Source organism: Mycoplasma tauri (genome assembly GCF_016925555.1).
GTDB classification, from domain to species: Bacteria; Bacillota_I; Bacilli_A; order Mycoplasmatales; family Metamycoplasmataceae; genus Mycoplasmopsis; species Mycoplasmopsis tauri.
Genome location: NZ_CP070479.1, coordinates 668544 through 684798 on the forward strand (window position 1 = coordinate 668544; position 16255 = coordinate 684798).

18 protein-coding genes, 1 tRNA gene and 1 pseudogene are annotated in these 16255 nt (G+C 27.0%); 3 read left to right on the forward strand and 17 right to left on the reverse strand.

Annotated features, from left to right (window positions below; genetic code table 4):
* Positions 1–2: 2 nt before the first annotated feature.
* Entirely contained in the window at positions 3–1319 is a 1317-nt protein-coding gene (locus tag JS510_RS02860) for a C1 family peptidase (RefSeq protein ID WP_205517252.1), read from the forward strand.
* Between the two features lie 155 nt (positions 1320–1474).
* On the opposite strand, the gene JS510_RS02865 is transcribed toward JS510_RS02860, so the two are convergent.
* The 15 genes from JS510_RS02865 to JS510_RS02935 form a co-directional block, all read right to left on the reverse strand.
* A complete protein-coding gene (locus JS510_RS02865) occupies positions 1475–2506 on the reverse strand; it encodes a ZIP family metal transporter (protein WP_205517253.1) in 1032 nt (343 codons plus the stop codon).
* A gap of 1 nt (position 2507) precedes the next feature.
* Positions 2508–3245: a YebC/PmpR family DNA-binding transcriptional regulator gene (locus JS510_RS02870; RefSeq protein ID WP_205517254.1), complete on the reverse strand. Its 738-nt coding sequence runs from the start codon at positions 3243–3245 to the stop codon at positions 2508–2510.
* A 35-nt stretch (positions 3246–3280) separates the two neighbouring features.
* Positions 3281–4081 carry an NAD(+) synthase gene (gene nadE / locus JS510_RS02875; protein ID WP_205517255.1) on the reverse strand — a complete coding sequence of 267 codons (801 nt, stop codon included), beginning with the start codon at positions 4079–4081 and terminating at the stop codon, positions 3281–3283.
* 89 nt (positions 4082–4170) lie between these two features.
* On the reverse strand, positions 4171–5088 hold the full coding sequence (locus JS510_RS02880) for an HpyAIV family type II restriction enzyme (RefSeq protein WP_205517256.1): 918 nt from the start codon (positions 5086–5088) through the stop codon (positions 4171–4173).
* A 26-nt stretch (positions 5089–5114) separates the two neighbouring features.
* Positions 5115–6011 carry an alpha/beta fold hydrolase gene (locus tag JS510_RS02885; RefSeq protein WP_205517257.1) on the reverse strand — a complete coding sequence of 299 codons (897 nt, stop codon included), beginning with the start codon at positions 6009–6011 and terminating at the stop codon, positions 5115–5117.
* Positions 6012–6117: 106 nt separating this feature from the next.
* Positions 6118–7440: a 23S rRNA (uracil(1939)-C(5))-methyltransferase RlmD gene (gene rlmD / locus JS510_RS02890; protein WP_205517258.1), complete on the reverse strand. Its 1323-nt coding sequence runs from the start codon at positions 7438–7440 to the stop codon at positions 6118–6120.
* 44 nt (positions 7441–7484) lie between these two features.
* Positions 7485–8396, reverse strand: coding sequence for an ATP-binding protein (locus JS510_RS02895; protein ID WP_205517259.1), 912 nt, complete (start codon positions 8394–8396; stop codon positions 7485–7487).
* Positions 8397–8403: 7 nt separating this feature from the next.
* Entirely contained in the window at positions 8404–9399 is a 996-nt protein-coding gene (locus tag JS510_RS02900) for a DnaD domain protein (protein ID WP_205517260.1), read from the reverse strand.
* A gap of 48 nt (positions 9400–9447) precedes the next feature.
* Complete coding sequence (locus tag JS510_RS02905; RefSeq protein ID WP_205517261.1) at positions 9448–10020, reverse strand: dephospho-CoA kinase; 573 nt, start codon at positions 10018–10020, stop codon at positions 9448–9450.
* Positions 10001–10402: a YigZ family protein gene (locus JS510_RS02910; RefSeq protein WP_205517262.1), complete on the reverse strand. Its 402-nt coding sequence runs from the start codon at positions 10400–10402 to the stop codon at positions 10001–10003. The genes JS510_RS02905 and JS510_RS02910 overlap by 20 nt, the downstream gene beginning before the upstream one ends.
* 35 nt (positions 10403–10437) lie before the next feature.
* A tRNA-His gene (locus JS510_RS02915) sits at positions 10438–10513 on the reverse strand.
* A 453-nt stretch (positions 10514–10966) separates the two neighbouring features.
* Positions 10967–11593: a trimeric intracellular cation channel family protein gene (locus tag JS510_RS02920; RefSeq protein WP_205517263.1), complete on the reverse strand. Its 627-nt coding sequence runs from the start codon at positions 11591–11593 to the stop codon at positions 10967–10969.
* A 1-nt stretch (position 11594) separates the two neighbouring features.
* Entirely contained in the window at positions 11595–12773 is a 1179-nt protein-coding gene (locus tag JS510_RS02925) for a M20 metallopeptidase family protein (RefSeq protein ID WP_205517264.1), read from the reverse strand.
* A gap of 410 nt (positions 12774–13183) precedes the next feature.
* On the reverse strand, positions 13184–13582 hold the full coding sequence (locus JS510_RS02930) for a DUF4190 domain-containing protein (RefSeq protein WP_205517265.1): 399 nt from the start codon (positions 13580–13582) through the stop codon (positions 13184–13186).
* 253 nt (positions 13583–13835) lie between these two features.
* Positions 13836–14246 carry a DUF4190 domain-containing protein gene (locus tag JS510_RS02935; protein ID WP_205517266.1) on the reverse strand — a complete coding sequence of 137 codons (411 nt, stop codon included), beginning with the start codon at positions 14244–14246 and terminating at the stop codon, positions 13836–13838.
* A 46-nt stretch (positions 14247–14292) separates the two neighbouring features.
* On the opposite strand from JS510_RS02935, the pseudogene JS510_RS02940 reads away from it, so the two are divergent.
* Positions 14293–14445: pseudogene (locus JS510_RS02940) on the forward strand (IS3 family transposase); the annotation flags it as partial.
* Positions 14446–14502: 57 nt separating this feature from the next.
* Here the strand turns inward: JS510_RS02940 and JS510_RS02945 are convergent.
* A complete protein-coding gene (locus tag JS510_RS02945) occupies positions 14503–15075 on the reverse strand; it encodes a hypothetical protein (protein ID WP_205517268.1) in 573 nt (190 codons plus the stop codon).
* A 641-nt stretch (positions 15076–15716) separates the two neighbouring features.
* On the opposite strand from JS510_RS02945, the gene JS510_RS03365 reads away from it, so the two are divergent.
* Entirely contained in the window at positions 15717–15851 is a 135-nt protein-coding gene (locus JS510_RS03365) for a hypothetical protein (protein ID WP_269802019.1), read from the forward strand.
* A gap of 220 nt (positions 15852–16071) precedes the next feature.
* Here JS510_RS03365 and JS510_RS02955 read toward each other — a convergent pair whose 3' ends face one another.
* Positions 16072–16254: a hypothetical protein gene (locus JS510_RS02955; protein WP_205517269.1), complete on the reverse strand. Its 183-nt coding sequence runs from the start codon at positions 16252–16254 to the stop codon at positions 16072–16074.
* Position 16255: the final 1 nt, after the last annotated feature.

Below are 16255 nucleotides of genomic sequence, written 5' to 3' on the forward strand. Positions count from 1 at the left end.
TCATGACAATAACAGACAAAGAAATTAAAATATTTTATAAAAAATATCTTCATGATAAAAACAATAAAATAGTTGAAAATTCAATTACAAAAAATGGAATTAAAAATTCAACATTAAATAATGATGTTTTAAGAAAACATAATAACGAATTTTCTATCCAAGTTCCTAAAGCAGGCATAACTGATCAAAAATCATCTGGAAGATGTTGAATTTTCTCAGCAACAAATATGCTTAAAACAAATGTTTTAAAAGTTCTTAATATTGAAAATTTTGAATTTTCTGAAAACTTTCTATTCTTTTGAGACAAATTAGAAAAATCTAATACATTTTTAGAATTGATTATTCAAAATCCTAAATTAAAATATGATGATAGACTTTTTGTTTCATTTATGGACATGACTGTTTCAGATGGTGGTTATTGAGAATGAGCTCAAGGCTTAATTAAAAAATATGGTCTTGTGCCTAAATCTGCAATGAATGAAACAAATGCTTCTACATCTACTAATGAACTTAATCAAGTGTTAGATTTATTTTTAATTTCAGTTGCTAAAAAAATAAGAGATGCAAGTTCTCAAGGCAAAAATCCTGACCAACTTAGAGAAATAAAAATGGAGGCCTTAGAAACAGTTTTTGCGATTAATGCAAAAGCTCTTGGTGTTCCTCCAAGAGAATTTACATTTGAATATCGTGATAAAGACAAAAATTTTCATAGAATAAATGAAATAACTCCTTTAGAATTTGCTAAAAGATTTGTAGGTGAGAAATTCTTAGAAAAAATTAATCTAATTCATGATCCAAGAGGTATTTACCCTGTTAACCGTCTTTATGTATCAAAGTACTATAAATCAGTTATAGAAGAAAAAAGCGTTGTTGCCTTAAACACAAAAATTGATGAAATTAAAAGCGCTGTTATTAAATCATTAAAAGATGGAAATCCGGTGTGATTTGATTGTGATGTAACAATGTTTAATGATAACAAATTAGGAATTTTTGATACTGAACTATTTTCATTCATCGAAACACTAAAAATTGAGATTCCTTCAAAAAAAGATAGATTAAACTTTAGATTATCTACCCCTAATCATGCTATGACATTTGTTGGTGTTGATTTAGACAATAATGGGAAACCTATCAAGTGAGAAGTTGAAAATTCATGAGGTGATAAACATGGCAATAAAGGTTACTTTTCAATGAGTGATGAATGATTTACTGAATACTGTTTTGCTGTCATAGTTGATCCTCAGTATATCTCAGAAGAAGTTCTAGAAGGACTTAAGCAACCTGTTATTGAGTTGGAACCTTGAGATCCATTAGCATAAATAAAAAAGCAAGATCAAGTGAAACATACACTTATACTTGCTTTTATTTTATTATTTTTGTAAAAAAGATAATACAGCTTTATTGTAAACTTAAGTTTAAAAAATATGATTTAATTTGTTATGTTGCATTTTAACTTTTAATAAAAAAGCTCTTCTTAAACTCCCTGACCGTGTTGATGGAAAGACAACACAAAAGCTGCAAATATTAATCCGACCATAAATAATATAATTGCAAACTTTGCAATTTTCTTATTATGATGTGCATGATAAAACTCTGGCAAGAATTCTAAAATACTTATAAAAATAAATATTCCGGCCATAAAAGATTGAACAATGCCTTTTAACTCTCATATTTGATGAATTCCAGAGCCTCCATATGCTCCAATAAGCATAGAAGGTAAAAATAATAGTAGACATAATGATGAAACAACGAGTGACTTTCTTCTTGATCAACCTATTTCTCTTTGTCTATAGTAAAAAAGTATTTGTTCAGGTATTAAATGTAATATTAATGAAATTAAAAATGCTATAGATGTTGATGTAATGCCATATTTTTCAATACCACTAATAATGAAACCAATTAAAAAGCCTTCAGGTATTCTGTGCAACAATAATAATATAATTGCAACAAATTTATATTGAGGTTTATTTTCCGAATTAACCTGTTTTATAACCTCATGTGATGGAGAAATATGATTTTCGGGATTGCTATGATGATCATGTTCATTCTCATGTGAAAAATCATGAACATGTAAAAAAGTCTTAGCAGTAGTATCTTTTGAAATTTTCTTTTCAACCGACAATTTTATAAGTGCTCTCATTCCTCAAGCAGAAAACAATCCTAGAATAAGTCCACCTACAACAATTAAAATATTTCATCCATAAATAACAAACTTACTTTCGTTTGCTTTTGGAACATTAACAGGAGCATAAATAGAACTAATTTCTAATGATTCTTTTAAAAAACCAAACAATGCCATTGTGATGAAAAAACCTGACATAAAGGCATATAAGTAAACAGTGCCTTTTTTACTTAATTTTTCTTTAGAAAAAGCAAATATTAAATTAAATAGCAATGGTATAGTAACTATTATCAAAATAGCGATTAAAATAAAAATAAAGTGGGTTAAATTTATATTTCTGCCTGTAGAAACATGCACCCCATGTCATAACTTATATCAGTTCATATTAATCTAAAAACTCAATGTTATGATAAACTTCCTGAACGTCGTCATCATCTTCCAGTTTAGCAATAAAATCTTGAATTTTGATTGCCTTCTCTCCTTCAAATGAAACTGTTGAATTTGGAATATAAGTTACTTCACATTGTAAAAATTCAGTTATGTTTAAATTTGACTCAACAGCACTTTTGCAGCTTGAAAAATCCTCAGGTGCTGTTGTAATTAAAAACGATTCATCAAGAACTTCAACATCTTCGGCTCCATTTTCTAAACAAACAAGGGTTAATGTTTCTTCATCAACTAATGTTTTAGAAATTTCTAAAATACCTTTATGGTCAAACTGGAAAGGAACGGTTCCTGTTTTTCCTAATTTGGCGTTTTGCTTATTAAATAAAGCTTGTATGTTGCTAGTTGTTCTGTTAATGTTGTCGCTTAATGCAACAACTAAAAAGGAAGCTCCACCACTTATTGTTGCATTATACAAAATCTCAACAAAATTAGCACCCTCTTTTGCGTTACCTTTTGCTTTATCAAGCGCTCTCTCAATATTAGCCTTAGGCATACTTTTTGCTCTTGCTTTCGCTATAGCTAATCTAAGTGCTGGATTAGAATCTGGGTCTGGTCCTCCAGATGCTGTTGCAGCTACATAAATTTCCTTAAACATTTTTTGAAAAATTTTTCCTCTTGCTGCATCATTTGCACCTTTTTTATGTTTAATACCTGCTCAATGCGAGTGTCCTGCCATATATATCTCCTTTTTTATGCTTTTTAATACTACAATTAATTATTTTTAAAAAATTCATCAATTGCCATTGGTCTTGGTGGCAAATGTCTTTTATGATCATTAATTTTATTCATTTTTTTGATTTTTGATAATGATTCAGAACTAATATTATTAAAATCATTCATTAAATACTTATCTAATTCATAATAAGAAAATCCCAGCTCATCTTCATCACTTTGATTTTCTCACAATCCGGCGGATGGTTTTTTATTAATAATTGTTTCAGGGATCCTTAAATAATTTGCCATAACCCTTACTTCTGATTTAAGCAATCTTGAAATTGGCAAAATGTCAACTCCACCATCACCATGTTTAGTAAAATAACCTATAAAATATTCATCTTCGTTGTCAGTTCCTACTACTAAATATTTCATTTCTTGAGCATAAGCATATAGTGTAGTCATTCTTAATCTAGGCTTGATATTGCTAATAGATAATTGATTATTTATGTCTTTTAATTCGGTAGTTAATTCATTATAAGTTTTTTCTAATTTAACTGTTTTAAAGGATAATTGCAATCTTTTTTCTAATTCCTTAATATCATTTATATCATGGTTCATATTGTCAATTGGCATAATGATTCCCAAGGTATTATTTGGAAATGCCTTTGCACACAAAGAAACGACAAGTGCACTATCTATTCCTCCAGAAATACCAACAACACATCCTTTACAATTGGCCTCTGTAACTTTTTGCCTAATTCATTCAACTAAATAATCAGTATACTTTACTATTTTTTCTTCATCAAATGCAGATTCGAATTTATTATCAAACCTTAGTCCTGTTCTTTTATCCATTACTTAAAAATCCTTTTTTATAGTTATATTCTACTATATTTTATTTTTAAAAAGATATCATTAGAATATAAAAAAAGAATAATTAATTATTACTCTTTTGTTTCATTTTCATATCTCATAATACCAAGTTTTAGCTCATCTTCATCATTCGAAACTAACTTGATCTGTCTATACTTAATGGCTTTAAATAAGTTGGAATTAGGATCTGATTCATCAAAAATTGACCTACGAATAAACATATATGTTGGCAAAGGCGAGTTTAACTTTTCTCAATTAGATTCACTTAATTCAACTAATGCCTCTAATGCTTCAGGGTCAGTGTTCAAATCAGGAATATTTAAAAAATATTTATGCTGTTGCCTTTTAAATTTTTCAATATGTAATTCCATTTCATTCCAATCCTCTCGACTATTAAAAATTGAAAATAATTCTGATCCATATCTAGCACAATAGTGATATTTATCACTTTCTTGAATAACACTATTTTGATGATAAAAAGACTCATTTTTTCTAAATTCTGGATCAATAAACCATAAATATCCATCAATTTTATAATTGCTGTAAGCTTCTGAAATAATAGATAGACTTTCTTTAAATTTTTCTCAATTTTTTAATGCTTCATTAGACGAATAAATATCTCTCTTCTTTTGTGTTATTGCAATTATCTTCATGTTTACATCATCGACAAAAACATGAGTGAAATTTGCTTTTAGAATCTCATATTCTTCATTTTCACTATTTGGAATAGTTCTATTAATCACAATCTTACTCTCAATAATTTTGTTTTTATATGACGCAATCATATTTGCTGCGCACTGAGTAATAAATTTGTAATATTTATTTTCTTGAGATCTCAAAAATGCTTGTTCAAATTTTACTTTAAAGTCAAAAGGATGTAGATTAGATGAAAAACGGTATGGAGAATCAATTAATTTATAAATTAATTTTTTTGCGTTATTTGATAACAAAACCATTTTTAATTCATTTTCAAATTTCTCATATTCCATTTTTATAGTCCTTTTTAAAAAACAAATTAATTATTTTCAAATTCACACATAATATCTTTAATTTCTAAATCTTCAGCATCATACATAGGTGAAAAATCATCAACATTTTTGCTAAATTTGACATGAGAACCTCATGGTCAAAAACGTTTTTTAGATTTTATTGTAAGATTTAAAAAATTATTTATTTGGTAAGGGGCTGTTTTTATAGGAGAGTGTGTATAGCCAATCTTTAATGAAGTAACTTTCAATTCATTTCCATAATTAATAAAATTATCAGTTCCAATAATTGAATCATTATCGCCTATAATGAATATTAATTTATCAGAAATTTCTCTATATTTAGCATCTAATTTTTCCATAAATTCTGGGTTTAAAATATACTTTTCAAGTAAGTTATATCATTTGCCTTTTCTGCTAAATGATTCTGTTAATTTTTGACCTTTCTTACTAAATTTTGCACCCCAAACAAATAGTTTGCCAAATAACGACGGGCCTTTTTCAGCAGTGCCTATTACATTTTTTAAAAGGGAATAAGAACTGTTTTTCATCATAGAATAATTAACAGTTGCAAGCATAAAAATTTTCTTAACTCTCTTGTCATTTGCAAGATTAACAGCAACTGCTCCAGCCATCGAATGGGCTAATATATAAACATTTTTAGTTTTAATATTTTGTAAAACTATTTTTGCAATATCAATTCAATCCTCTAATATTATCTTTTCTGCTTTAATTTTTGGAGAATATTTGCTACCTGTAAAGTTTACAGAAACGATATTAAAATTATGATTAAATTCTAATAAAGGTTCTATAAATTGACTATTTGAATTTAAACCATGAAGAAACAACAATGTTGTATCTTTTTTATTATCAACAGCAAAAACAGGCATTTTTTGATTTTTAAAAATAATGTAATTCATTTTCATAATATATTAATTTTACCATTATAAAGATTCATGCTGGACAATAATACAATATATAAATTGTATTATATTTTACACATTTGTCTGTCCCTATTTTTGACGAAAATTATTATAAAACAGGTTTTTTAAGTTTTTTAAAAATAGCAACAGTCTCTACATGGTGGGTTTGACAAAACATGTCACAAGGTTGAATAAAAACTAATTCATAACCATTTTCAACCAAAATTTTTGAATCTCTACACAATGTATTTGGATTACAGCTAATATATCCAATTTGATCACAATTGAGGTCTATAATTTTATTCAAAAATTTTTTATCTAATCCGCTTCTTGGAGGATCAACTACAACTATATCAATTTTATCTTTAACTTTATTAATAGAATTAATAACGTCCCCAGCAAAAAAATCTGAATTATTAACATTGTTTAGAATTGCATTTTCCATAGCATTTTTAACGGCATCAGAAATTATTTCAAGACCTATAACTTTTTTAGCTTTTTGAGCTAAAAATAAAGAAATTGTTCCTATTCCAGAGTAAGCATCAAGAACCACATCAGTTTTTTTTATATTTAAATTATCAATTAGTAAATTATATAAATTATGAGTTTGATATGAATTAACTTGAAAAAAACTATTGTAATTTATAACAAAATTAAAAGAACCAATCTTATCTATAATAAATGTTTCTTGATCAAGATATTTTTTTATAAATCTACCTTTATTTAAGGCAATAATGTTTTTTATATTAGGAAAAGAATGTTTAAGTTCTTTAATAAATAATTTATTTAAAGAAAATTGATCTTTGCCGTCAAAAATCAATAATTTATTATTATTTAAATTACTTTCACGTATAGTCAAAGATTCTGGAAAACTTTTACTATCAAATGGATTATTATTTTTAAAATATTCATTAACAAATAGCAATATTTTTTCAACTTCAGTTGATGCCAATAAATAATTTTTTTGTTCAATTAAATTATGAGTGTTTTTTTCAAAAAGTCCTGTTTTATAGCCATTTTTTGCTTTTTTTATAAATACAGTTATTTTATTTCTATATCTTCATTTTTCTCTAGAAGGTAAAATATCTTTAACAATATCTATATTTAAGTTTCTCTTAAATAATGTTTCGACAACTTTTTGTTTAAAAGATAATTGATTTTCATAACTAATATTACTAAGAGAAACTGCACCAGATGCCATTAATTGTTCATTGTTAATATCTATTCTTTGTGGCGAATCATTATGTCTTTTAACAACTTTAGCAAAGGCAAATTTCGAATTGCTTTTTTTAATAAGAATATCTGCATATTCTCCTGGCAATAAATTGTCAACAAAAATTCTATAGCCATCTATATTTATTACACCTAATCCTTCAAATGAATGATCAAATGCTTGAACATTATTCAAAATAATTCCTTCACGCACAATCATATTTCCCCTTAATATAATAAAAAAATGAGCAACTGCTTGCTAATTTACATAAACTCTAAATTATCATCAATATTGAAAACTTTTGCCCTAGAACACATTTCATAAATTAAAGCATCTAATCTAAAATTATTACTGCTATCATTTTCTATTTTTGAATAAATATTTTTTAAATGAATTGGACTAAAAATCGAAAAAATTGCAGTAGGTTTATTATACTGAGTTCTGTATTGTAAAATTTCATATAAAAAGTCATACTTAAATCACTTATTATGTTTTTCAGAACCAACTCCATCTAGCAGCAACATAGGTACATTTTTCAAAGTTGTTAAAATTTCACTAATTTCTATACTGTTGTTCATTTTGGATTTTAAAAAATTAAACAAATCATTAGTTCTTAAATAAGCAGTCCTAATTCCTCTAGTTGCGAAATTATTAGCTATAGCACTTGCAATAAAAGTTTTACCAGATCCATTTTTACCAAAAACAAATATACGATTATCATTGGTTATGATTTTTTTATTTTCTAATAATTCTCTAGAATTTTTAATTCATTTTGCCAATTCTTTTCTTCCTGGTGTGCTTCCTCTAATTTGACTAACTTTAATGTCTAAATTAGGATTATTTATATCAGTTAAAATCAGATTAATATTTCTTTTTATATGTTTTACAACATTATTTTTAGCCGCTTTTCTTTTTATGATAATTTCCCCTGTGATAGGATGACGCAAAATATTATATGTCCAAGGATAGACTTGAGAATATTCTAACGAATCTTTAATATTCAAAAAAGCCACTATATTATCAAGTAGCTCTTGGTCTGTTATTTTTAATTTATTAATTGCTTTAACTAGTTTTGGATGTGATTTAATTACGTCTAATACTTTTTGATCTACTTGGTCTCTGTTTCCATCAAGGAAATTTACACCAATTTTTTTTTCAATATCTTGACTATTCATACCTCTCCTAATCTTCAATTAAGTTTTCATATGATCTATATTTAGAATTATTTACTGATAATGATTGTAAATAAGTTGCTTTAAATAATTCTTTTTTTCCTAAAACAGATTTATTTTTATTTCCAAACAATAAATCAAGTTGTTTTTCCACATCTTCAAATGTTATTTTATTTTTGTTTAATAAATCAGATAAAACTTTTTTTACATAAGAATAAATTATTTTACCATTAGATTCATATGTATAATAAAAAATTAAGTTAATTGATGAATCATGAAAACCCATTGATCTATTGTATTTTATTAAGTTGACTATATTTTCATCAGGTATTTGTCCAGAAACTTGAGAAAAGAAAAATCTTGAATCAGTCTTTAAAATAGCCTCATATGGATTTGGAAACTCAAAAGTATTGAGATCTAATTTTTCCTGAATAAAAAAGTTAATTTCACTAGTGTCGACATCACGAGAATCAATTTCATACATTGAACTATTACTAAACTCGCAATCTAAATTATTATCAGATGCAAAAACATCATCAAACTTAGCAGAAGCATCTAATAAATATTTCGCCTTTGATAAAAAAGCATTTTTCTCTTTTCCCATAAGTCTTTCAAAATTTTGTTTGCCCATAGTTTGAATTAATTTGTTAGCAAGCAATAAATTCTTTCTAAATCCTGAACTATCAAGCGGCTTTTCAAGTACAAAAACAGTTTTTCTATTATATTCATCAATCAATGTGCTTAAAAGAGCTACTGACTCAAGCTTAATTCTGGCATCATTTAAAATTTTTATATCCATATTTAACAAGTAAGTAAGACTATCAAAATCAAAAATTCCAGACTCATAAGAAGATATGTTTGTTAAATCTCTAAGGTATTCATAAAGCAAAATTGAATTACTGCCTAAAATAGGTGCATAAAACTTACGGAGGTTCTTTAAATCTTCCCCATTAATTGCTGTATTTAATTGAACAGTAAAGAATGGATAATGCAATTTTTTTAACATAATTTTCCTCCTCATTTTATAACCATTTTTAAAGGTTGTAATTCTATTTTAACGATTTGGCAAAACTAAATTTAAAATTAAATTAATAGTACTTTCGCTTTGTCAGTTATTAGCATAGATATCCACAATGGGTTTCTTACCAAAAAGTGCATTTTTTACTATTTTTGGATCGTTTTTTGCATCTATTTGCTTTTTTAGGAAGTTATCCACATTCCTATTTTTCCAATTTTTTTGCCTATTTTTTTCAGGTATTTTCAGGCAAACAATATTATCAAAAAGATTAGAAAAATCAAAATTTTTTCCAATTATTTTTGGTATTTCAACAAAATGAAATTTTCCTAAATTTATAGCTTTAAAAATAAGTGGATAAATGATTTTTTCTAATAAGTCTAAATTACTAGGATTTACGTAGATTCATTCCTTAATTTTTTCTTTAGAAATTCCATTTTCATCATTTAAAAATGACCCTATTTGTGAATTTATAGCGTTATAACCAACATTATTTTTATGATAAATTTCTCTTATATATTCATCACAACTAAAAACTTTCAAACCACGTTCTTTCATTTTGTTTAAAAAGAAACTTTTGCCTACACCGATTTTACCTATTATTGCTATCATTATTCCTCATTTTAAATTTCAAATACTCGTCAATTGCAAGATTTGCGCTTTTTACATATGCTCTAATTAACCCGCCACCGCCAAGTTTTATGCCACCAAAATAGCGTACAGAAAAAACTACTACATTATTGACAGATCTTTTATTTAAAAGATCTAACATTGGTCTTCCAGCTGTTCCGCTTGGCTCTCCATCATCATTAAAGCCATTATTTTGTGAAATACTAAAAAAAGTATATGCATAGCAAATATGCGTAGCTTTTTTATGATCTTTTCATAATTGATCATTAAGTTTTTTTACTTCTTCTTTAGAATTAATTTCATAAATAAAGCTAATAAATTTTGATTTTTTAACTATATATATTTGAGGTTCTATATTTATCACAATTAGATTTTACTAAAAAAAAGAAATAAAAAAAATGGGGCGGATGAAGGGATTCGAACCCTCGCATGACGGGACCACAACCCGCTGTGTTAACCGCTTCACCACATCCGCCATTAAAGTAAAACTATTATACTTTAAAAATAATAAAATAAAAATACTATTTTATAAATTCTTAAAGTAAAATGCATGGACAAAAGCGAAAGATGCATTTTACTTTAAAAACATATTATAAACTTGTTTAAAATCAAAGCATTGTATCTGTAGTTATCAAATATATATTAATTAACATTTTTTGCTATTTTTAATGCAAAACTAGCACCAAAATCATTAATCCACAATTACATTTATTCTAGATATTTTAGTTACAAACCATAAATATAAATTTTCATCTTTTTCCAAAATAACTTATCATCAGGGTTTAATGTATATTTTTATACTTTTTATTGACAAAAATATTATTTTTCATGCCTATTTGTTAATTTTAATTCTTTAAAATTTGATGTCTGATTCGTTTTTTAACATTGCAAAATAAGTAAATTTGTAAAATTAAAAAGTAGCACAACACTACTTTTTTCTGGGTAAAGACAAATTAAATCTAATGGCCAAAATTCTAATTACAAGAATTATTGATGAACCAACGCCTGCTGCAACATAACCATTTAAACGATATAAAGAGGCAAATATTAATACACCTGTTAAAGAAGCAGTTGCGTAAACATCAGATTGAAATATAATTGGAATCCTTCCTGCAAAAATGTCTCTAAGCATTCCACCACCAACACCAGTAATAACTCCAACAAAAACAATTAAAAATAAATTATTACTTTCTATTGCATTTATAGCTCCAACAATTGAAAAAACTGCTAAACCAACAGCATCTACAAGTGAATAAATCTTTTTAGCCAGTGAGCTAATTTTACTGCCACTAAAAAAGAACACAAATAAAGATACAATAAAAGCTACAACCAAATAAATAGGATTTATAAAGGCTGCTGGTGGAAATTTATCAAGAACTATATCTCTAATAATTCCCCCGCCAACAGCTGTGGCTGCGCCCAAAGTACACACACCAAAAAGGTCCATTTTTTTGCTAATGGCAACACTTGCACCAGAGGCAGAAAAAGCCATAGTGCCTAATATTTCTAATATTAATATCGTTCAATCTTGAACATTATTTGGAAAAATAAACATGTTATTTAGATAAGAAATCCATGGCTGCTTGCGCTAATGTAGCTGGTCCAATAATTAAAGCTTCTTCATTAAAACGAACATGCGGATTATGGACTGGATAAATTTGATTTGACTCATTAGGAAGAGGGCATGAAACAAAGAAATAGCAACTTTCTGGTAATTCACTAGCTATATGAGCATAGTCTTCTGAAGCAAGTTCTGGTTCAGAATATTTAACATCATAATCGCTACCAAGTATTTTTTGTGCACTATCAAACACCATTTCGCTCATTTCTGGAGTATTAACTAACGCAGGTACACTTGCCAAGATTTCAAAATTAGCACTTGCTCTGTAAGCTTTTGCAATATGTGAAGCAATCTCTGGCAATCTTTTTTCAACATGTTTTGCTGATTCATTAAATAGTGAACGTGCAGTACCTTCTAAAATAACCTTTGATGGGATAACATTTACATTACCGCCCGGGGTGCTAATGTTTCCAATAGACACAGATGCTGACTTATTTGATGGCAACTCGTGTGCAACCATTATATTAAAGGCTCCGATAATTTCAGAGGCAACAATAACTGGATCTATACCATTATAAGGCATAGCTCCATGCGCGCCCTTACCTTGTATTTCAATTCTAAAATTTAATGCTGATGCCAATACTTGTTTCTTTTGAACTATAATACCCATTTTTTCACCATTAGGCCACATATGTAAAGCTAATCCAGCATCTATTTTAGTATCTAAAAGGCCTTTTTCAAGCATTAATTTTCCGCCATTTAAGGTTTCCTCAGCTGGTTGAAATAAAAATCTAACTTCTCCATTAAGTTCGCTTTCGCGCTCTTTCAACATAATTAAAGTAGCAATTAAAGAAGTTGTGTGAATATCGTGCCCGCATAAATGAGCTTTTGAATTTTTGGCTGCAAAATCAAGACCAGATTCTTCATTAACGTTTACCGCATCCATATCAGCTCTTAAAAGAACTGTCTTACCTTTTTTGCTGTCTCCTAAAGAGCCAACAATTGCATAAGTATCACCCAAATGCTCATATTTAATGTTGTATTCATCTAAAACTGACTTAATAAGTGCTGTTGTATTTGGTAAATCAAAACCAGATTCAGGACTTTTATGTATCTGTCTTCTAATTTTTTTTAACTTTTCAAATAGTTTTTTTGCGTGTTCTAGTAATGTCATTTTTTCCCTCTTATATTATTAATTTAATAAAATTATACTTATAATTACAATGCAAATAAAAAATTGAAAGTATAAATTTATAATTTAAACGTCTGTTTTGAACTTACTTTAAAATAAAAAGGTTACTTTTTAAATTTATCAATAACAAATCATCAACATTATTATGAAACAGATAAATCTAATGGAGCTTTTACTATATTGATAATAAAATATGCCTCCGAATAACTAAATATTTTTCTTATCGTTCAAAAAAATTCTTTTTACTTAATTTTTAACGATAATACTTTTATTCATTAAAGACATTTTTTATGAAATAAATATTATTACAAATTAAAAAGCCCCTGAACCAGGATGCTTTTGATTTAAAATAATTAAAATTGTATATAACTACTAACTATAACTTAATCTAGTTAATGTATACGCAGCAGTGCTGAACGATACAATGCAATTATAAAAAATATGACCATGCTAACTATTGAAATACAAATTCCTGCTATTGATAATTTTCTTCCTTTTCCATTTATTTTTTTAGACCTTGACAAACCAATACATGAGAAAATAAGTCCTAAAACCGAAAAAAAGAATGATAATACAAAACCGGCTATAGCAAAATCATTTGACTGATCAGATGCTGATGACATTTGCTGCCTATTTATATTTTGCATGTATATTTGTGACTGATATTCCGGCCTAACTGATTGTGTTGACTCTGAGATTTCATACATTTTCACTTCTCTATTGCACTGAGTACAATTTGTTAATTCCATATCGAATTTTTTATTGCATGTGTCACAAATAAATAATTTCATTAAATTCTCCTTTTTTGTGTTTTAAACATAAATAAATATTTAATCGCTTACTATAATAGCAAAAAAATTAACACTTTTGTGTTTTTTACGTAGAAACATTTTTAAAAATAAAATTACTATTTGTATCTACCATTTGGGTTATTCCTATTAGTTTTTATCTACTTTTTTGATACTAAAAAACTCTCTAAATATGAGAGTTATTTCATTAAAAAGAATTAAAAATTTTATACTAATCATTTTCTAAAACTTAATATTATTTTGATGAAGAAGCAAGAATTGAAATAAACAAAATAAGTGTTATTATTGAGATAAAAATTCCTACTATTGATAATACTTTTCCTTTTCCATTCATTTTTTTAGACTTATATAGGCCAATAAGTGAAAAAATAAGACCTAAAGGTGGGAAAATGAAAGCAAATATAATTCCTGCATTAGCAAGACCATTTGAATCTGATTTTACTTTAACAGGTGCCATATTCATTTGCTGCAGATTCATATTATTTTGTATCACTATTTGTGGCGCCTTCTGCACAGGTTCAGATTTTGCTAATTGGGTTTCCTCTGGAATTTCATAAATTTTAATAATTTCTTTTTTGCACTCAGTGTAGCTTGTCGACCCTTCATCAATTTTTTTATCACATGTTTCACAAATAAATAATTTCATTAAATTCTCCTTTTTTGTGTTTTTATACTTAAGTGGGGAACGTGAGAAAAATGAGATGTTTTATGGGCATGAATACGAATTTGGCTCATTAGAAGAATTAGAAAAAGCTATCCATAAATATGTAAAATATTACAATGAAAAGAGAATAATTACAAAATTAAAAGGAATGACACCTAAAATGTATAGGCATCATTCCTAAAATAGTTTTTTAGTCCAACTTTTGGGGTTCACTACACTTATAACTTTAAAATTGTATTTATTTTTTATTTTCTTTATTTTTCTCGTTTACAAAATTGTTTGCTGCATAACTTAGTACACTTGATATAATTAAAAAAACAGAACCAGCTATAGACATAGCTTTAACTTTATTAAAATCATAATAAGACTTACCAATTGTTGCTATTATAATAATAGCTATAAAGAATGCAGCAACAAGAATAGCGGTTAATATTATTCCAACAAGAGATTTAGAAAATATAGATCTAAGAACTGACAACACGATGAGGAAACCAGCATATAAAGCTTGTAATGAAAATAAGATAATTAATATTGTTCCTAAATAGAAACCAGCTATCATGCTTGGAGATTCACTTTTATTAATAAATTCATAGACCCCGCTTAAGGTTAGTGATAATATTTTTTTCACATCTAAAATGTAAAAACCAGTTAAAAATCCATTTCCAAATAATTGTGCGTTAACATTATTCTCATTTATATCATTAGGACGCATAAAACTAGCAATGATAAGAATTATAGAAAAAACAAATAGAGTGATAAGAACACCGGTCAATTTTTTAAAAGAGCGATTATTTTTTGTTAAAAAATTCATATAATGCCTTTCTATAATATATACGTACGTATAAAAATTAAATTATACAGAAAAATTTGTAAGCACTGTTAAAACCATAACAAATTTTAAAGTCTGGACCTAAATGACTGGTTGAAAGCAAACTAAAAATAGAAAAATTATATTGAGCCAAAAAAACTTAATATTTTCTATATCAAATCTGCAAAAATTTTTAATGTATGCAGGCAGGCAGTAGCAAAATCTAAAACTAGAGTTATAAAAGTTAAGGAATACAAAAAACGACACAATAATTAGAAAAGCCTTTCTTGATAACAAAGGCAGATATGTCGCTTAAGGTTGAGTGCTTATATTTCTATGAAATATAATATTTATATTAACCCTCGAAGTCTTAGAAGAGATTTTAAGAGATTAAATTTAATATGCAAAATTAGAAAACAAAGAAGAAAAAACGAAATTAAGAACACTAAATTCGTGCTGCCGGATATTGTTAAACGCGACTACAATGACAAATTAAATAGAAATATTTTTGCTACTGATGTTTCATATATAAAAGCCCCTAAAGACGTAAGGATAACCACGTATTTTTATCTGTAATAATTGAGCATAAGACCAAAAAAATCAAAGATTTTAAATTATCTGTTAATAATGATCTTCATTTAGTTATGGATAATATAAATACATTTATGTCTATTGATAAAGATTTTGTTATTCATTCAGACCATAGATTTCAATACACTTCAAAAATCTATATAGACGAAATAAATAAAATGGGAGAAAATGTTTATTATCCCGTGTAGGAAATTCCTTGGATAATAGGAGGCCGAATACTGATTTTCGATTATAAAAAGCGAATGTTTAAAAGAATTAGATTACAGTAAAATAACTTTTGAATATCTGAAAAAAATAATTGTAGATTATATATTTTGATACAACAACTATAGAATTCAATCGAATTTAAATTAAAAATACCACAGCAATAAGCTGTGGTATTAAAATAATATTAAACTGTTAACTTTATTATTTAGTAGTAGCAGTTGTTGTTGCTGTTGATGTTGTTGTTGTTTCAGCAGGTTTAGCAGCTTCTGTGCCTTTTTGTTCTTCTGGTTTTTTGTCTTTTTCATTCTTAGTATTGCATGACATTGCTACTAATGGCATGGCACAGGTAGCAATTGTTCCTGATAATAATATTACTTTTTTCATA